General features: G+C 68.0%; 16 protein-coding genes and 2 tRNA genes. 5 read left to right on the forward strand and 13 right to left on the reverse strand.

What is annotated here, in order from left to right; all coding sequences use genetic code 11:
• Positions 1–4: 4 nt before the first annotated feature.
• A complete protein-coding gene (locus tag ACYVLV_RS01205; protein WP_460807012.1) occupies positions 5–1,126 on the reverse strand; it encodes a D-alanine--D-alanine ligase family protein in 1,122 nt (373 codons plus the stop codon).
• Between the two features lie 31 nt (positions 1,127–1,157).
• On the opposite strand from ACYVLV_RS01205, the gene ACYVLV_RS01210 reads away from it, so the two are divergent.
• Positions 1,158–2,270 (forward strand): trans-sulfuration enzyme family protein, encoded by a 1,113-nt coding sequence (locus tag ACYVLV_RS01210; RefSeq protein ID WP_460807014.1) that lies wholly within the window; start codon positions 1,158–1,160, stop codon positions 2,268–2,270.
• A gap of 26 nt (positions 2,271–2,296) precedes the next feature.
• On the opposite strand, the gene ACYVLV_RS01215 is transcribed toward ACYVLV_RS01210, so the two are convergent.
• From ACYVLV_RS01215 to ACYVLV_RS01225, 3 genes are all read right to left on the reverse strand, one after another.
• Entirely contained in the window at positions 2,297–3,304 is a 1,008-nt protein-coding gene (locus tag ACYVLV_RS01215; protein ID WP_460807016.1) for an NAD(P)H-dependent glycerol-3-phosphate dehydrogenase, read from the reverse strand.
• A 2-nt stretch (positions 3,305–3,306) separates the two neighbouring features.
• Complete coding sequence (locus ACYVLV_RS01220) at positions 3,307–4,152, reverse strand: lysophospholipid acyltransferase family protein (protein ID WP_460807018.1); 846 nt, start codon at positions 4,150–4,152, stop codon at positions 3,307–3,309.
• 106 nt (positions 4,153–4,258) lie between these two features.
• Positions 4,259–4,615, reverse strand: coding sequence for a VOC family protein (locus tag ACYVLV_RS01225; RefSeq protein WP_460807020.1), 357 nt, complete (start codon positions 4,613–4,615; stop codon positions 4,259–4,261).
• A 124-nt stretch (positions 4,616–4,739) separates the two neighbouring features.
• Here ACYVLV_RS01225 and cofC point away from each other — a divergent pair, with 124 nt between their 5' ends.
• Positions 4,740–5,369, forward strand: coding sequence for a 2-phospho-L-lactate guanylyltransferase (gene cofC, locus ACYVLV_RS01230; RefSeq protein ID WP_460807021.1), 630 nt, complete (start codon positions 4,740–4,742; stop codon positions 5,367–5,369).
• Between the two features lie 67 nt (positions 5,370–5,436).
• Here cofC and ACYVLV_RS01235 read toward each other — a convergent pair whose 3' ends face one another.
• From ACYVLV_RS01235 to leuC, 4 genes are all read right to left on the reverse strand, one after another.
• Positions 5,437–6,162 carry an HU family DNA-binding protein gene (locus ACYVLV_RS01235; protein ID WP_460807022.1) on the reverse strand — a complete coding sequence of 242 codons (726 nt, stop codon included), beginning with the start codon at positions 6,160–6,162 and terminating at the stop codon, positions 5,437–5,439.
• A gap of 228 nt (positions 6,163–6,390) precedes the next feature.
• Complete coding sequence (locus tag ACYVLV_RS01240) at positions 6,391–6,933, reverse strand: DUF421 domain-containing protein (RefSeq protein WP_460807024.1); 543 nt, start codon at positions 6,931–6,933, stop codon at positions 6,391–6,393.
• 11 nt (positions 6,934–6,944) lie between these two features.
• Positions 6,945–7,544: a 3-isopropylmalate dehydratase small subunit gene (gene leuD, locus ACYVLV_RS01245; protein WP_460807026.1), complete on the reverse strand. Its 600-nt coding sequence runs from the start codon at positions 7,542–7,544 to the stop codon at positions 6,945–6,947.
• 1 nt (position 7,545) lies between these two features.
• Positions 7,546–8,970, reverse strand: a complete 1,425-nt coding sequence (leuC, locus tag ACYVLV_RS01250; protein ID WP_460807028.1) for a 3-isopropylmalate dehydratase large subunit — start codon at positions 8,968–8,970, stop codon at positions 7,546–7,548.
• Between the two features lie 182 nt (positions 8,971–9,152).
• Between leuC and ACYVLV_RS01255 the strand changes: the two genes are divergently transcribed.
• Positions 9,153–9,875 (forward strand): IclR family transcriptional regulator, encoded by a 723-nt coding sequence (locus ACYVLV_RS01255; RefSeq protein WP_460807031.1) that lies wholly within the window; start codon positions 9,153–9,155, stop codon positions 9,873–9,875.
• 126 nt (positions 9,876–10,001) lie between these two features.
• Here ACYVLV_RS01255 and ACYVLV_RS01260 read toward each other — a convergent pair whose 3' ends face one another.
• Both ACYVLV_RS01260 and ACYVLV_RS01265 read right to left on the reverse strand, forming a co-directional pair.
• Complete coding sequence (locus tag ACYVLV_RS01260) at positions 10,002–10,478, reverse strand: methylated-DNA--[protein]-cysteine S-methyltransferase (RefSeq protein ID WP_460807032.1); 477 nt, start codon at positions 10,476–10,478, stop codon at positions 10,002–10,004.
• 1 nt (position 10,479) lies between these two features.
• Positions 10,480–12,009 carry a DNA-3-methyladenine glycosylase 2 family protein gene (locus ACYVLV_RS01265; RefSeq protein WP_460807034.1) on the reverse strand — a complete coding sequence of 510 codons (1,530 nt, stop codon included), beginning with the start codon at positions 12,007–12,009 and terminating at the stop codon, positions 10,480–10,482.
• A 218-nt stretch (positions 12,010–12,227) separates the two neighbouring features.
• Between ACYVLV_RS01265 and ACYVLV_RS01270 the strand changes: the two genes are divergently transcribed.
• Both ACYVLV_RS01270 and ACYVLV_RS01275 read left to right on the forward strand, forming a co-directional pair.
• Complete coding sequence (locus ACYVLV_RS01270; RefSeq protein WP_460807036.1) at positions 12,228–13,373, forward strand: LCP family protein; 1,146 nt, start codon at positions 12,228–12,230, stop codon at positions 13,371–13,373.
• A gap of 62 nt (positions 13,374–13,435) precedes the next feature.
• Positions 13,436–15,145 carry a hypothetical protein gene (locus ACYVLV_RS01275; RefSeq protein WP_460807038.1) on the forward strand — a complete coding sequence of 570 codons (1,710 nt, stop codon included), beginning with the start codon at positions 13,436–13,438 and terminating at the stop codon, positions 15,143–15,145.
• 198 nt (positions 15,146–15,343) lie between these two features.
• On the opposite strand, the gene ACYVLV_RS01280 is transcribed toward ACYVLV_RS01275, so the two are convergent.
• From ACYVLV_RS01280 to ACYVLV_RS01290, 3 genes are all read right to left on the reverse strand, one after another.
• Positions 15,344–15,416: transfer RNA gene (locus ACYVLV_RS01280), tRNA-Glu, on the reverse strand.
• A gap of 99 nt (positions 15,417–15,515) precedes the next feature.
• Positions 15,516–15,587 (reverse strand) — tRNA-Gln (locus ACYVLV_RS01285).
• Between the two features lie 54 nt (positions 15,588–15,641).
• On the reverse strand, positions 15,642–16,778 hold the full coding sequence (locus ACYVLV_RS01290; RefSeq protein ID WP_460807040.1) for a lysostaphin resistance A-like protein: 1,137 nt from the start codon (positions 16,776–16,778) through the stop codon (positions 15,642–15,644).
• Between the last annotated feature and the right edge of the window lie 15 nt (positions 16,779–16,793).

The raw sequence follows: 16,793 nt of genomic DNA on the forward strand, positions 1-16,793 counted from the left end.
GGCCTTAGCGCAGGCCGGTCCCCCGGGCCAACGCCAAGGCCAGCAACCGGTCCACGAGGGCCGGGTAGTCGACCCCGGTGGCCGCCCACATCTGCGGAAACATCGACAAAGGCGTGAAGCCGGGCATGGTGTTCAACTCGTTGATCACCAGTCGACCGTCGGGGAACACGAAGAAGTCGACCCGGGCCAGGCCCTCGCCGTCGACGGCCTCGAAGGCTCGCGCCGAGAACGCTCGCAGTTGCTCTGTCACCTCATCGGGCAGGATCGCCGGGACGTCCAACTCGGTGGACTGACCCGAGGCGTACTTGGCTTCGAAGTCGTAGAACTCGTGTCCGCCGGCCACCCGGATCTCAGCGGGCAGGCTGGTGTCGACGCCGCCGTCGAGGCGCTCCAGGACGCCACACTCGACCTCACGGGCTCCCTCGGCGGAGACCTCCAGCAGCACCTTCGGGTCGTGCCGGAAGGCTTCGGCCAGAGCCTCGTCCAACTCCGAGGAGTCGTGGGCCTTGCTGATGCCCAGGCTCGATCCGCCTCGGGCGGGCTTGACGAACAAGGGATAGCCGAGCTCCACGGCCTGCTCCCGGATGCGGTCCGGGGCCACGCCCCACTGCTTGGCCGTCACCGCGACGCTGGGCATGACCGGCAGACCCGCCGCGATCAGGGCCACCTTCATGAAGGCCTTGTCCATGGACACCGCGGAGGAGAGTACGCCGGCCCCGACGTACCGCACGCCGGCCATCTCGAGCATGCCCTGGATGGTTCCGTCCTCGCCCCAGGGCCCGTGGAGCAGCGGGAACACGACGTCGACCTCACCCAGCACGCTGGGCGGGGCGCCGGTCTCGGAGACGATCAGGTCGGTGCCGGACTCGGCCTGGGCCAGCGCGACGCCGGGCCTGGTCGCGTCCACGGTGGGCAGCCCGTCGGGACCGTCGAGCCGCAGACGATCGGGGTCACCGGACTCCAGCACCCACCGGCCCTCCGGGGTGATACCGACCGGGATGACGTCGTAGGTCGACCGGTCGATCGCGGCCAACACGCTGCCGGCGGTGACACAGGAGATCGCGTGTTCACCGGACCGGCCGCCGAAGACGACCGCGACACGAGGCTTTCGGGGAGGCTGATTCATCGAGAGGACCTTATCCGCCTAGGCTCGGCGCATGACCGATGGCACGCCAGACCTGCCCACCAACCCCTCGACGCAGGGGTCCCCCGCACTCAAGCCGGCAACGGTGGCGGTGACCGCCGGCCGGCCGGCCCGTGAGTTGGATGCTCCCCTCAACACCCCGATCACGATGGCCTCCACCTACATCGCCGGCGGCGAGGTCGACTACGGGCGGTACGGCAACCCGTCCTGGACGGCGTTCGAGGAGGCTCTCGGCGCACTCGAGGGTGGCCGGGCGCTCTCCTACGCCTCGGGCATGGCCGCCATCGCCGCCGTTCTCGACCTGGTCGGTAGCGAAGGGGTGGTCGTGGCTCCTCGTCACGCCTACAACGGGTCGATCATGGCCATGGCCGAGCTGGAGAGCCGCGGCCGGCTCAAGGTCAACCTCGTCGACGTCACCGACACCGATGCGGTGATCGCGGCCAGCGAAGGCGCCGCCCTGGTCTGGTTGGAGTCGCCGACCAATCCGGCTCTCGAGGTCGCCGACCTCGCCACGATCATCCCCGCCGCACAGGCCAACGGGGCCTCGGTGGTCGTGGACAACACCTTCGCCACTCCCCTGCTCCAACAGCCCCTCTCGCTGGGCGCCGACGTGGTGGTGCACTCGGTCACGAAGTACCTCGCGGGTCACAGCGACCTGCTGATGGGGGCCGTGGTCACCGCTGATGATCAACTCTGGAGTGTCCTGAAGGGTCGCCGTGACGTCACCGGCGCGGTCCCCGGTGCGATGGAGTCGTTCCTGGCCCTGCGTGGTCTGCGCACCCTGCATGTGCGCGTCGAGCGCGCCCAGTCGAACGCCGCCGAACTCGCCCGCCGACTGGCCGACCACCCCGCCATCGCGGAGGTCCGCTACCCGGACATGGGCGGGATCGTGTCGATCGTGCTCGCCGCCGGCCCACTGGCCGCCGACCTCCTCACCCACAAGACCTCGCTCTGGGTGCACGCCACCTCGCTCGGTGGGGTCGAATCCACCTTCGAGCGGCGTCGACGGTGGAAGACCGAGGCCCCGACCATCCCCGAGGCGCTGGTACGTCTCTCGGTCGGTATCGAGGACGTCGAAGACCTCTGGGACGACCTGTCGAAGGCGTTGAACGACCTGCAGGAGTGACCTAGACGTTGTGGGTAGGCCGAGACTCAGTCGGTCTCGGCCTTCGTGTCGCGGGCGATGAACGCTTCCATCATGTCCTGGGCGGTCATCCGCCCGGCAACGACCTCGTCGACGTACTCGACGATCGGGGCGTCCGCACCTGATTGGGCCGCCAGCGCGCGCAGGGACGAACAGGACTTGGCGCCCTCGGCGACCTGGTTGGTCGAGGCGTAGATCTCGTCAGTGGTCATCCCCTGACCCAGTTTCTCCCCGAAGGTCCGGTTGCGGGAGAGGGGCGAGGAGCAGGTGGCGACCAGGTCGCCCATCCCGGCCAACCCCATCAAGGTCATCGGGTTCGCGCCCAGCTTCATCGCCAGCCGGGCGGTCTCCGCCAGTCCGCGGGTGATCAGGGAGGCCGTGGTGTTGTCACCGAAGCCCAGGCCGACCGCCATACCGACCGCGAGTCCGACGACGTTCTTGTAGGCGCCACCGAGCTCGCACCCGAGCACGTCGGTGCTGGTGTAGGGACGGAAGGCCGGTGAGTGACAGCGCTCCTGCAGAGCCCGAGCCACGCTCTCGTCGGCACAGGCCACCACCGAGGCGGCCGGCTCCCGGCGCGCGATCTCCTTGGCCAGGTTGGGTCCGCTGATCACCGCGATCCGGTCCTCGCCGGCTCCGGTCACCTGGTGGATGACCTCACTCATCCGGTTCAGCGAACCGAGTTCGACTCCCTTCATCAGGGACACGAAGACGGCGCCGTCCTCGACGTACGGCGCCCACTGGGTGAGGTTCTCCCGCAACGACTGGGAGGGCGTGGCCAGGACGACCAGGTCGGCACCGCGCAGAGCCTCCTCGGCGCTGTCAGTGGCGGTGACCCGTGCCGGCAACTCGATCCCCGGCAGGTAGTCGGGGTTCTCGTGGGTGTCCCTGATGGCCTTGGCCAACTCGGGGCGACGGGCCCACAAGGTGACGTCGTTGCCCGCATCGGCCAGAACGAGCGCGAACGCCGTCCCCCAGGAGCCGGCACTGAAGACGGCGACCTTTCCGTGACTCATACTCAGCCCGCCTTGTTCTTCGAGGCCCTGGTGGCCTTGGTGGTTGTGGTGTGCTTGGTGGTCTGGGGGATCTCGGGGGTGTCGGGGCTGAACGTCTTGTGGGGGTTCCCCGTACGCCGGACGCCGTGGTCGCGCATGTCGTAGCGTTTGGCTGGCGCCTTTTCTCCGCGGATGTCCTCCACCAGGCCCGTGATTGCGGCCATGATCCGATCGGTCGCGTCGGCGACCACCTCGGGGCTGGGGTCGTGGCTCACCAGGTCATCCAGGTCGACCGGATCGCCGACCTTCATCGTCACCGGCTTGCGCGGGGCCAAGGAGGGGTACTTCGCGTAGGGAGCGAGCCACTCCTGTGCGCCCCACTGTCCGATGGGCACGACCGGCGCTCCGGTCTCAAGCGCGATGCGGGCCGCGCCGGACTTGCCGACCATCGGCCACATGTCCGGGTCACGACTCAAGGTGCCCTCGGGGTAGATGACCAGGCAGTTGCCCTCCTTCACCGCCTCGACGGCGGCGGCGAACGCACTGGCCGCGTTGCTGCTCTGTCGCTCCACGGGGATCTGGCCGGCGTTGCGAAGAAACGCGCCCAGAGCCTTGGTCTTGAACAGGCCCGACTTCGCCAGGAACCGCGGCACCCGACCATGGTCGTAGAAGAAGTGGCAGGCGGTCATCGGGTCGATGTGCGAGACGTGGTTCATCACCACGATGCAGCCACCGGACGAGGGGAACTTGTCGGTGTCGATCCACGTCGGCTTGGTGGTCGCCAGCAGAAGGGGCTTGATCACGACCACTCCGGCCCCGAAGGCCAGCCCGAGTGGCTCCTGCTTCTGCCTGACTTTGCGAATTCTCACGCGGCTGAGGCTACTAGCAGTCGGCCTCGAGTCCGTGGAGCCCAGTACTCAGTTCGCACATCGGTGACGATCCGGTGTGTCGGATGTGGCCTGCGACGGTCTGTCATCAGTGATGGGCGGCTACGCAGAAGACGTTCCCCTCGGGGTCGTTCAGGGTCGTCCACGAGATTCCCCACTCGTCGTACCGTCCGATCACCTCGGCGCCGAGGCCGACGAGTCGGGCCACCTCCGCTTCGCGGTCATCGGATTCCAGATCGAGGTGCAGGCGGTTCTTGCTCGTCCGAGGCTCGGGAACCCTGATGAACATCATGGCCGGTCCTCCGGCGCCGGGTCGAAGACGCGCGAAGTCGGGGCTCGGCGGATAGGAGTCGTCCAGGGATCGGTCGAGGGCCGCTGCCCAGAAAGCGGCGATCCCGGGTGGGTCGTCGCTGTCGACCGTGATGGCGTTGACGGTCAGGCTCATGGAGTTCCTCTCGAACGTGGCGGTCGAGACCTCGCATCGCCAGTTCGCCCGCCGTGGAGGCCGTGCGTTCATTGTGGGGGCTCCCCGGGCGTGGGTACAGACCCGACTGGAATGATCTGGGTCCATGTCCCCCCAGTTCGTCGTCGTCGTACCGGTCAAACCACCGGCCCGCGGCAAGTCGCGACTCGTGGGGCTCACCGATTCCCAGCGGGCCGATCTGGCACGTGCCTTCGCTCTCGACACCGTCGCGGCCTGTCGGCAGGCAACGACGGTCGCCCAGGTCCTGGTCGTCACCGACGACGCCACCTTCGCCTCCGACCCGAACCTGGCGGGGTGCCACACCGTCCCTGACGGAACGACCCAGGATCTCAATGCCGCGCTCGTGCAGGCCGCGGCGGAGGCACACCGCCGATGGCCCGAGCACACACCGGTCGCGCTGTGCGCAGATCTACCCGCCCTGCTCCCCGCGGAACTCGACCAGGCACTGCGCTCTCTCGTGCCGGGGGGAGCATCGTTCGTCGCCGATGCCTCGGGGCTTGGCACGACGCTCTACACGGCGCCGTACGCCGAGTTCGTACCTGAGTTCGGCGTCGGGTCCTGCGCAGCCCACCGGGCCGCTGGAGCCCTCGAGGTCGCCGCGGCCGGAGCGACGCTGCGCCGCGATGTCGATGACCTGCAGGACCTGACTGCCGCCATCAGCCTGGGGCTGGGCTCTCAGACCAGTTCCGCGGTGTCCCGCCTCGACCTGAGTTGAGGTTCCGGGCAAAACGATCGGGCCGCCTCTCCCGCAGGAGTGACGGCCCGGATCGGTCTGTGGCGGGTCAGGAACTCGACGCGGCCTTCTTGGCGGGAGCCTTCTTCGCCGGCGCCTTCTTGGCCGCAGTCTTGGCCGGAGCCTTCTTCGCGGGCGCCTTCTTCGCGGGCGCCTTCTTGGCTGGAGCCTTCTTCGCTGTTGTGGTCTTGCTGGCGGTCGACTTCGCTGCCGTCGACTTGGCCGGAGCCTTCTTCGCCGGCGCCTTCTTCGCGGGCGCCTTCTTGGCTGGAGCCTTCTTGGCTACCGCCTTGGCCGGAGCCTTCTTGGCGGGGGCCTTCTTGGCGGGGGCCTTCTTGGCGGCCGGCTTGGCGGGTGCCTTCTTGGCCGGTGCCTTCTTGGCGGGAGCCTTCTTGCCCGGGGTCGCCTTGGCGGCCGCAGCGGCGACCTTCCTGGCGGGGCCTGCCGCAGCAGCAGCTGCGTCAGCGAGGGCCGCCTCGGTCAGCTTGGGCAACTTCTTCGCCCCGGAGATGACGTTCTTCAGGTCGGCACCAGGTGTGAACTTGGGGACCGCCTTCTTCTTGGCCTTGATGCGATCGCCGGTCTGCGGGTTGCGTACCCAGCGAGCCTCGCGCACCTTCTTCTCGAAGGAGCCGAACCCGGTGATCGCGACCTTTTCCCCCTTGGCTACCTCTCGAGTGATCGTGTCCAGCACGGAGTCGAGCGCGTGCGAGGCCGCCTTGCGGTTCCCCTGGTAGCGCGCCGCCAGTGCGTCGATGAGCTCTGTCTTGTTCACTAGTTTCCCTTCCAATGAACGGTTGCCGCCGGACGACATGCCCGACTTTCTTCAAGGCACGCTAGGGATTCGTGCCCTAGGTCACAACAACCTGACGGCGCGGCTCCCCACAAATCTTTTGACGCCTGTCGCCCTCAACGGCGCGCCGGCTTGCTTCAGGCGGCATCGAGGGTGCAGCCCTGGGCTCCTCGGGAAGCGAGAATCGTCAAGCCTGGTTGGCCAAACGGGTCAGCGAGCTTGGAGGTAGTCGACGGGTACGCCGTGCACTCCAGCCAGAAGCCAAGGATCCAGTGGCTTTCCGACGCGCACGACGCTCAGCGCACCGTTTCGCTCCAGAACGATGCAGGCGATGTCCGCAAGACTGCTCGCGCCCGCACGGCGTACGGCCTGCCGGATCTCTTCCTCGACGATGTGAACCAGGCGCAGGTTCGCGGGCAACAACTCCCCGTCGAGCACCAGCACCGTGGGTGGGCGATGCACCCATCGGTCGAATCGCGCGTGTTGCCGCAGCGAGCCCAACGCGCCCTGGACGGTGAACAACGAGACCAGGGCCACCAGACCGATCATCAAGGTCGGCTCTTCGAGCAACAACGTCCTGCCCATCACCGCACCGAGCGCGACCACGGCCGGGAAGTCGAACCCGGCCAGGCTGGTGAGACTGCGCGGGCCGACGATCCGCAGCAGCACCACCAGTGCGAGATACATGCACGCGGTGGTGACGAAGACCGTCGCAGCGGTCTCGAAACTGATGCGGAACTGGTCGGCCAGCACAGGTCAGACCATCAGCAGGTAGAGGGCTTCCAGGCAGGGCGCCCGGCTTCGTAGGCCGTGATGTCGGCCTCGTTGCCCAAGGTGATGCCGATGTCGTCGAGCCCCTCGAGTAGACGCCACCGGGTGTAGTCGTCGATGTCGAAGGAGTCTTTGACCGCATCGGGGCCTTCCCCGGCCCGGACGGTGCGCGACTCGAGGTCGACGGTGATCTCCGCCCCGGGGTTCTCCTCCACGAGGTCCCACAGACGCTGGACGACCTTCTCGTCGACCTGCGCCGCGAGCAGTCCGGCCTTCCCGGAGTTGCCTCGGAAGATGTCGGCGAAGCGGGAAGAGATGACCGCACGGAAGCCGTAGTTCTGCAGCGCCCAGACCGCATGCTCGCGAGAGGAACCGGTCCCGAAGTCGGGTCCGGCGATCAGGACCGACCCCGCGGCGTACACCGGGTTGTTGAGCACGAAGTCGGGGTCGTTGCGCCAAGCCGAGAACAGGCCGTCCTCGAACCCGTCACGGGTGACCCGCTTGAGGTAGACCGCGGGGATGATCTGGTCGGTGTCGACATTGCTGCGGCGCAGCGGTACGCCGACGCCGGTGTGGCTGGTGAAGGCGTCCATGTCAGAGCTCCTCGGCGTTCGAGAGGGCGGGCAGGTCGGAGGGCGAGGAGAGCGTGCCGCGCACGGCGGTCGCGGCCGCGACCGGGATCGAGACCAGGTGGGTCAACCCACCCTTGCCCTGACGTCCCTCGAAGTTGCGGTTGGAGGTCGACGCGCTGCGCTCGCCCGGAGCCAGGGTGTCGGGGTTCATGCCCAGACACATCGAGCATCCGGCGCCGCGCCATTCGGCTCCGGCTGCGAGGAAGATCTTGTCCAGACCCTCCTCCTGCGCCTGGAGACGCACCCGGAAGGACCCGGGTACGACGAGCAGGCGGGTGTCGGGATCGACGGTGTGGCCCTCGATGATCTCGGCCGCGAGGCGGAGGTCCTCGATCCGGCCGTTGGTGCAGGAACCCACGAAGACGGTGTCGACCTTGACCTCACGCATCGGGGTGCCGGCGGTGAGCTGCATGTACTCCAGTGCCTTCTCGGCGGCGACCCGGTCGGAGGCCTCGGCGAAGTCCTCGGGGTGCGGGACGTTGCCGCCCAGCGGGACCCCCTGACCCGGGTTGGTCCCCCAGGTCACGAAGGGCGTCATCTCGGAGGCGTCCATGACGATCTCCTCATCAAAGACCGCGTCATCGTCGGTGACCAGGGACTTCCAGTGAGCGACCGCCGTGTCCCAGTCGTCGCCCTTGGGCGCCTCGGGACGACCCTCGATGTAGTCGAAGGTGGTCTGGTCGGGAGCGATCAGGCCAGCCTTGGCGCCCCACTCGATGCTCATGTTGCAGACCGTCATCCGGCCCTCCATCGAGAGCTCCTCGATGGCCTGGCCGCGGTACTCCACGATGTAACCCTGCCCACCGCCGGTGCCGGTGTGGGTGATCAGCGCGAGCACCATGTCCTTGGCGGTGACGCCGGCCGGCAGGCTGCCGTTGATGGTGACGGCCATCGTCTTGGGCTTGGCCTGCATCAGGGTCTGGGTGGCCAGGACGTGCTCGACCTCGGAGGTGCCGATGCCGAAGGCGATCGCGCCGAAGGCGCCGTGGGTGCTGGTGTGGGAGTCGCCGCAGACGATCGTCATGCCCGGCTGGGTCAGCCCGAGCTGCGGGCCGACGACGTGCACGATGCCCTGCTCCACGTCACCAAGGGAGTGCAGTCGCACGCCGAAGTCGACGGCGTTCTTGCGCAGGGTGTCGACCTGGGTCCGGGACACCGGGTCGGCGATGGGCTTGTCCCAGTCCACCGTCGGGACGTTGTGGTCCTCGGTGGCCAGGGTCAGGTCGGGGCGGCGGACGCTACGTCCGGCGAGCCGGAGGCCGTCGAAGGCCTGGGGACTGGTCACCTCGTGGATGAGGTGAAGGTCGATGAAGAGCAGGTCGGGTTCTCCCGTGGCGGATCGCACCACGTGTTCGTCCCATACCTTCTCTGACAGGGTTCTGCCCATGGGTTCACTCCTCGTTCAGGCTGTTGCTCTGGTGTGGGTCAAGAGTAGACCGTCCGTCCCATGATCTGAGACTCGGATCCCGACATCCGAGACGACCGGGGTTGACGAAGGCCGCAATCACGGGAAACGTGACGTTGGTCGCTCGCCTTGCTATCCAGATCTTGAGACGGCAGTATTGCCATATGGACAACTCCAGCGGCGTCGGCGTACTCGACAAGGCAGCCCTCGTGCTCACGGCCCTCGAATCCGGACCGGCGACCCTGGCGGGCCTCGTGGCGGGGACCGGATTGGCTCGTCCGACAGCTCACCGACTCGCGGTGGCGCTCGAGCACCATCGGCTGGTGGCTCGGGACATGCAGGGCCGCTTCGTCCTGGGGCCACGACTGGCCGAGCTCTCCGCCGCCGCCGGCGAGGACCGCCTGCTCGCGACCGCCGGACCCGTCCTGGCCCGACTGCGCGACATCACCGGCGAGTCCGCTCAACTGTGGCGCCGTCAGGGTGAGCACCGCGTCTGTGTGGCCGCCGCCGAACGTCCCTCCGGACTGCGCGACACCATCCCGGTCGGGCACCAACTCACGATGCGCGCCGGCTCCGCCGCCCAGGTGCTGCTCGCCTGGGAGGACCCCGAGCGGATGCACCGCGGTCTCCAGAACGCCGCCTTCTCGGCGGCCGCACTTTCGGGGATCCGTCGTCGCGGCTGGGCCCAGTCGGTCGGCGAGCGCGAGCAGGGCGTCGCCTCTGTCTCTGCCCCGGTCCGCTCCCCCGGCGGCAAGATCATCGCCGCGGTCTCGGTCTCCGGGCCACTCGAACGCCTGTCGCGTCAGCCCGGCCGGATGCACGCCCCCGCCGTACTCGCTGCTGCCGAACGCCTCTCCGAGTCCCTGCGCCGCGCCGCCGCCGAGTAACGCTGGTTGAGGTGCGAAGGCCGCCAAGGCCTGAGCCTCGAAACCACCCAAGCCGCCCACCCAAGTCCTCGAGGCACGGAACCAGGTTTCGAGGCTCGTCGCTGGCGCTCCTCGCACCTCAACCACCTAGAAGAGGGCGTCCTGTTCGAGGCTGAGCAGGATCTGCTTGCGTTCGATACCTCCGGCGTACCCGGTGAGGTTGCCGCTGGCCCCGATCACCCGATGACACGGGATCACGACCGGGATGGGATTCGAGCCGTTGGCCAGTCCGACCGCCCGGGAGGCGGCGTTGGTGCGTCCCAGGCGCTTCGCGATCTCGCCGTACGACGCGGTCTCGCCGTAGGCGATCTTCTCCAGCTGCTCCCACACCACCTGCTGGAACTCACTGCCCTTGGGAGCAAGCGGGAGATCGAAGTCGCGCCGCTCCCCGGCGAAGTACTCCCCCAGCTGTCGCGCAGCCTCCACGAGGACAGCGGCGGTGTCTCCTCGTTCGCCGCGCACCCGTCCGGTGTCGACGAAGGGCGAGAACTCGATGGCCGTGATCGCTCCGGCCTGCTCGACGATGCGTAACTCGCCGATCGGCGATTCCATGACGGTCCACATCTCAGGTCTCCTCGGGTTCGTGGGGTTCAGGGTTGGTGCGTGGGGAGGTCGGGATGACCGTCCGCCACAGGTGCATCAGGGCGTAGGAGCGCCAGGGCCTCCAGCGTTCGGCCAATACCGCCGGTCGCAGCTCGGGAGGGCCGCCGGTGGGATCGATCCCCAATCCGCGTAGAGCGTCGCGGACTCCGATGTCGGTGGGCAGGAAGACATCGGGGTGGGCCAGTGCGCGCATCGCGATGTAGTCGGCGGTCCAGGGTCCGATGCCCTTCAGCGCCAGCAGGGAGGCCCGTACGTCGTCCCGGTCGGCACCACGGTCCAAGGCCACGTCGCCGACGGCCAGAGCCGCGCACAGACCCACCAGGGCCCGTCCCCGCGCTCGGGGCATCGGCAGGGTTTCCGGATCGACGGCCGCTAGGACATCTGCGGTCGGGAACAGGTGGGTCAAGGTCCCGGTGGGTTCGGAGAGGGGACGGCCATAGGCGGCGACGAGTCGGCCCAGCACCGTGTGGGCAGCGGCCATGCTGACCTGTTGCCCCACCACCGCCCGCACGGCCAACTCGACCCCGTCGACGTGACCGGGGACGCGGAGGCCGGGGGTACGCCGCGCCAGCGCACCCAGCACCGGGTCGCCGGCGAAGCTCTCGAGCACGGCGACCGGGTCGCAGTCGGCATCCAGGACTCGACGGGCGCGCTGGGTGGCGGCGGTGGTGTCGCGGAGATCGTCCAGGCTGAAGGTCGCACCGACGAAGACCGTCTCTCCGCTCTGGGGAGCATCGGGGATCTCGAGCCGCATCACTCCGTCTCCGTGGGGCAACGCGAGCGTCCGGGAGTACCACCCCGGTCCGCAGTCCTCGATCCCGGCAACCAGGTGCGCGGCGAGGAAGTCGAGCAGGGCAGCGCCGGCGAAGGGACTGCGCACCGCCAGTCGAACCCGCACGACTCCCGGTGAGCTCTGCCCTGCCCGTCGTCCCCGAAGGGTCGAGGGATTGGCGGCGTACACCTCCTGCACCGTGGCGTTGAACTGACGCACGCTGGAGAAACCGGCGGCGAAGGCCACGTCGGTGCAGGACAGATCCGAGGTCTCCAGCAGCACCCGGGCGGTTTGGGCGCGTTGGGCCCGTGCCAGGGCCAGCGGCCCGGCACCCAACTCGTGGGTGAGTAGTCGGGAGAGATGTCGAGGGGTGTAGCCCACACGGGAGGCGAGACCCTCGACCCCTTCACGGTCCACCACACCATCGGCGATCAGTCGCATCGCACGACCGGCCGCCGTGGCCGCGACATCCCAATCGGGACTGCCGGGGGTCGCATCGGGCAGGCACCGCTTGCAGGCCCGGAAGCCTCCAGCCTGGGCTGAGGCGGGGGTGAGGTGGAAGGCAACATTCTCGAACTTGGGCGTCCGAGCCGGGCACGAGGGTCGGCAGTAGATCCCGGTGGTGCGCACCCCGACGTAGAACACCCCGTCGAACCGACGGTCGCGCGACTTCACGGCGCGGTAGCACGACTCCTGGTCGAGGCTCTCGGTGCTGGGCATGGCTCTATTCTGACCGACGCCGGCCCATGCGACCAGCGGGAATCGGACACCGCCGCGCGCGCCGCCGGAACGCCTGTCTGTTCCGTCCTGCCACATGCTCACCGGGTGTTTGTGATGATGTGAACGTGTCCGATGACCTCGCGCCCCCCACGGCGCCCCATGCTCCGAGCGAGCAAGCCCTGCAACCCAGGCACCGTCGTACGGTTCTCAGGGTCATCGTGAGCACCCAACTGGTGTTGGCGCTCCTCACCGGGGTCGCGGTCTATCTCGGCTACAACCGTCTCGACGGCAATATCGAGGCGGGCGCCTCCATCGAACACATGGTGTCTGCGAAGCCGGAGACCACCGGCCCGATGGAGCCGCTGAACATCCTGATCATGGGTTCCGACTCCCGCGACGGCGACGGCAACGACATCGACGGCCTCACCGGTGGCGGCGAACGCTCCGACACCACCATCCTGGTCCACGTCTCCGCCACCCGGGACGAGGCCTACGGCATCAGCATTCCCCGCGACGCGCTCGTCGATCGCCCCGACTGCATCGTGGATGCCGAGACCATCCCCGGCGAGGACAACGCGATGTTCAACACCGCCTTCTCCGTGGGTGGTCAGTTGTGCACCGTGCAGACGGTCGAGGCGATCACCAATGTGTACGTCGACCACTTCATCACCTTGGACTTCAACGGCTTCAAGGACATGGTCGACGCCGTCGACGGGGTCGAGGTCTGCATCCCCGAGGAGGTCGACGATCCCGAGCGCGACATCTTCCTCGATGCCGGCACCCAGATCCTGCAGGGCGATCAGGCCCTGGACTACGTCCGCGAGCGCTACCAACTCTCGGTCACCGGGGACATCGGCCGGATGCGTCGGCAGCAGGCCTTCATGGCCTCGATGATCAACAAGGTGCTCTCCGCCCAGACCCTGTCGCAGCCCACCAAGGTCTTCTCGTTCCTGGAGGCCGTGACCTCCTCGATCAGCGTCGACGAGAACATCGACTCGATCCCGGCGTTGGCCGATCTGGCCTCGCAGTTCCAGAACACCGGCCTGTCGAAGATCCGGTTCGTCACCGTCCCGGTCGTCGACTCGACCACCCAACCGGGTCGACTCGAGATCACCGACGCAGCGAAGGATCTGTGGCGTCGGATCCGCAACGACCTGCCCCTGGGCGTGAACTTCTCCGATCAGAGCATCTCGGCCGAGGACCCGGTCGGCGGCAGTTCGCAGGACCCTGAGGCCACCACGGGCGCCAGCGAGAGTCCGTCGCCGTCCGCCGAGCCAAGCGCCTCGCCCTCAGCGGAGCCGGAGCTCTCACAGAAGGAACTGGACCAGGCCGCGGCCCGTCGCGCGGCCGGGTTGTGCGTCTGAGCCTGATCGAGCGGCGTCAACACCCTCGCCAATGACGGTCGTCTCGCCTAGGGTCCGGGAGCATGAGTCGATCCCCACGCATCGGACCGGTCCGCATGTTCCTCCTCAGTGGACTCGTCACCGGTCTGGTCGCCGGGCTACTCGCAGGCCAACCCGCCGCGGGCGCGCGGCCGACTACAGCGTCCGACCCAGCCCCCACCCTGGGCCAGGTGACCGGCGTACCGTTGCCGGGTACCGGGGAACGTTTCCCGGTCGCGGCCACCTCCGACGGCGCGACGTACGTCGCCGCCACCTCCACGGACCCGCGGGAGGTCGACCCTGAGTGGAATGTCTCGGTTCCTGGGGTGGAGATCGCCAAGGTCGACGCCGACGGCCGTGTCGTCTGGACCGACACCTTCTCGACCGAGCACGCCGACGGGGCGAATGCCGTCGCGGCGGGCCCGTGGGGCGCCGTGGTGCTGGGCAGGATGAACTATGTCGGCCCCTCGCGATACGGAGCCGGTTTCTGGCTGCGCCGCTACGACCCCGACGGGGTCCTGGTGTGGTCCCGCCGCTTCGAGGTGACCGACCGGATCAACGACCTGGTTGTCGTCGGCGACGACATCTTCCTCGTCGGTGACGACGGCGCGTACCACTCGAAACCCCTGGTCCAGCGAGCATCGTTGGCCACCGGGGACCTGGGAGAGCAAGCGCTCTCCGAATTCGATGGGCCGTTCGGTCGCAGTGGCCTCTCACGGGTCGAGGTCTGGGGCGAGGATCTAGCCGTCCTCGCCTACAGCGCCAACGAGGAGACCGACCCGCTGCAAGTGGTGCATTCGGTTGCCGTGCGCAAGGTGAGTCGTGCGGACCTCGGCACGACCTGGACCACCACGCTCGACAGCGACGACTACACCCACGGCCAGGACCTGACCATCTCGGAGGGGAAGGCCGTGGTCGTCGGCATCATCAGAGGGGAGTTCGCCGGCCAGACCAGACAGGGCGCCCAAGACCGCTTCCTGGCCGCGATCAACGCCGACGGCACCCAGGCGTGGCTCCGTCAGTTCGCCACCAGTTCGGGTGAGGGGTACTACCACGAAGGATCCTATGGGTTGACCGATACGCCGACCGGACTGGTGAGCGCCACCACTGAGTTGATGGGTGAATCACCGTGGGGACCGAAGCTGATCAGAGTGGATGGTTTCTCCTCGCAGGGCACCGATCTGTGGTCCACCGTCATCGACACCGACGGCAGCGAATTCGCCTCGGATCTGGTGTACGACGCGGCCCGCGGGCTCCGACTCGTGGGCGTCGCGAACGGGTCGTTGGTGGGCCTCGACACCGACGACCTTCTGGATGTCTTCGTGGCCGAACTGGTCTCGGACTGGTTGCCCCCGGCTCCCCCCGCGACCCCGGTCATCACGGCGACCAGCACCAAGCTTCGCCCGGCCACGGTCCGGATGCGGCGTGGCCCTTGGCGCACGACCCGTTTGGTCGTGACCAACGCCGGCGACAATCCAGCGGTGCTGGGGGTCAAGGGCTGCCGGATGGGACCCCGGGTCGTCCTCCGCGTCCGCGACGGACGCCGCAACGTCACCGGCAAGGTACGCCGCGGCACATGGCGCTCACCGTCGCTGGCACCGGGGAAACGGCACGTCCTACGGGTCTCGGTGCGAGCCACCAAGCGCGCGGCGACGACCAAGCGTCGCTGCGCATTCGTGGTGCGGCAGCCCGGCGCGGCCGGAAGCCGCAGCATCGCGAAGCTCAAGGTAGTAGTACGACACCACCGCCGCTGACCGCCGGGTGTTCGACCCGAGGCTCAAGCGAAGACCCCGGCGTCCGCTGTGAGCTATCCGTCAAACGTGCAATGGGTGCCCCCGGGGGCGCTGGGGTCGTCTCTGCGTGCGAGCCGAGCCTCCATTGCACGTTTGACGGTCGGCTTGCGGAAATGAAGAAGAGGCCCCGTCCGAAGGACGAGGCCTCTTTCTGTGCTGTACCCCCGACCGGATTCGAACCGGCGCTGCCGCCGTGAGAGGGCGGTGTGCTAGGCCGCTACACAACGGGGGCCCTAGTACTGCTTCGTGCTTCTCACTGTTGTTGTCTACTTCCAGACAACTCGCGAACATTATCGCGGTTGAGCGACGGTACAAAATCGCACCGGACCCGCTGGGATACAAGGACTCGAACCTTGACTAACTGGACCAGAACCAGTCGTGCTGCCAATTACACCATATCCCACTGACTTACTGGACTTCAGATCTTTTCAGACCATCTGTCGAGCCGTCGGGAACCTTACACGCGGGTCCCGGGGGCCGCCAAAACGCCCTCCCCCGATGGGGCTCTGGTGCGCTGGTCTATCCCCATTCTACGAGCCATCCAGACGCACAACCCCAGGAAGACCAGCGCCTTGGTCAACGTCGAGGGCAGCATCCACCAGGTGCCGTCGGTGGGGGCGAGGGAGGATCCTATGTCGCTGAACAGCAGCGCGTAGGCGAAGGCCAGCCAGTTGTTCAGCACGTGCATGGCGATGCCCGCCTCCAGGCCGCCTGTGAGGATGACGAGGATCCCGGCGGAGAGTCCGAAGGCGAGCCGGTCGATGAAGATCGGAGCGTCCTGCGCACCGTGCGCGAGAGCGAAGAGCAGCGCGGGCACCGTCACCGCGACGGCCAGCGAAATCCGCGGCCAGGGAAACAGACCCCCCAACGCTTGGGTGAGGTAGCCCCGGAAGGCGTACTCCTCGCCGGCGGCCTGGAGCGGCACGAGCAACACGATGACGATCAGGAAGTCCCGGGTCATCGTGGTGAAGTCGTTGACCGAACCGGAGGTCTCCGCCCCTCCCCCGCTGGGCAGCACCGCAGAGACCGCCACAGTGGCGATCAGCGCGATCACCGCAAGGCCTAGACACACCGCCAACCAGCGCCACCGGATGCGCGGGAACACCGAGGACGCCCACCCAGGACGAAGACGGTGCAGGGTGCGCTGCAGCAACCACACGATCGGGATGGCGGCGGCCAGGCTCAGGCTCAGGAAGGCCAGCCCCATCGGGGTGACGTCGTCGGTGTCCGTGAGCGCGGTGAGACTCTCCTGCAACGGTTCTCCGGCGATGGCGTACCCGATGAGGAACAGCGCGACCAGCAGGAGCGGGGCGAAGATGACCGCTCCCGAGGCCAGGGAGAACACCCCGACGAGGGGTCGCCACCAGCCGGGCGCTCCCCCGCGGTGGATCCGGTGGTACTCCAAGCCCTCGGGAGGGGTCACCGGCCCGCTCGGCGGCAACTGTCGGGGCTCGGACCAGGCCCGCTCGTAGTCGTAGGCGTACGGCTGCTCATAGGCCACCGGAGGAGTCGGACCGCCGTACGCCGGTGGGGTGCCGTAGTCGAGTGGTCGGCCCGGCGGTGGTCCGGGAGGCGGCGCAGCGTCGTTCGTCACGTGGATCAGGTCCTG

The organism is Nocardioides salsibiostraticola, assembly GCF_054783655.1.

Bases quoted from the DNA above. Each gene is read 5' to 3' on its own strand.
- ACYVLV_RS01215 (WP_460807016.1), bottom strand. From the start codon at position 3,304: ATGAGTCACGGAAAGGTCGCCGTCTTCAGTGCCGGCTCCTGGGGGACG.
- ACYVLV_RS01225 (WP_460807020.1), bottom strand. From the start codon at position 4,615: ATGAGCCTGACCGTCAACGCCATCACGGTCGACAGCGACGACCCACCC.
- ACYVLV_RS01275 (WP_460807038.1), top strand. From the start codon at position 13,436: ATGAGTCGATCCCCACGCATCGGACCGGTCCGCATGTTCCTCCTCAGT.
- leuC (WP_460807028.1), bottom strand. From the start codon at position 8,970: ATGGGCAGAACCCTGTCAGAGAAGGTATGGGACGAACACGTGGTGCGA.
- ACYVLV_RS01260 (WP_460807032.1), bottom strand. From the start codon at position 10,478: ATGTGGACCGTCATGGAATCGCCGATCGGCGAGTTACGCATCGTCGAG.
- ACYVLV_RS01265 (WP_460807034.1), bottom strand. From the start codon at position 12,009: ATGCCCAGCACCGAGAGCCTCGACCAGGAGTCGTGCTACCGCGCCGTG.
- cofC (WP_460807021.1), top strand. From the start codon at position 4,740: ATGTCCCCCCAGTTCGTCGTCGTCGTACCGGTCAAACCACCGGCCCGC.
- ACYVLV_RS01255 (WP_460807031.1), top strand. From the start codon at position 9,153: ATGGACAACTCCAGCGGCGTCGGCGTACTCGACAAGGCAGCCCTCGTG.
- ACYVLV_RS01210 (WP_460807014.1), top strand. From the start codon at position 1,158: ATGACCGATGGCACGCCAGACCTGCCCACCAACCCCTCGACGCAGGGG.
- leuD (WP_460807026.1), bottom strand. From the start codon at position 7,544: ATGGACGCCTTCACCAGCCACACCGGCGTCGGCGTACCGCTGCGCCGC.
- ACYVLV_RS01205 (WP_460807012.1), bottom strand. From the start codon at position 1,126: ATGAATCAGCCTCCCCGAAAGCCTCGTGTCGCGGTCGTCTTCGGCGGC.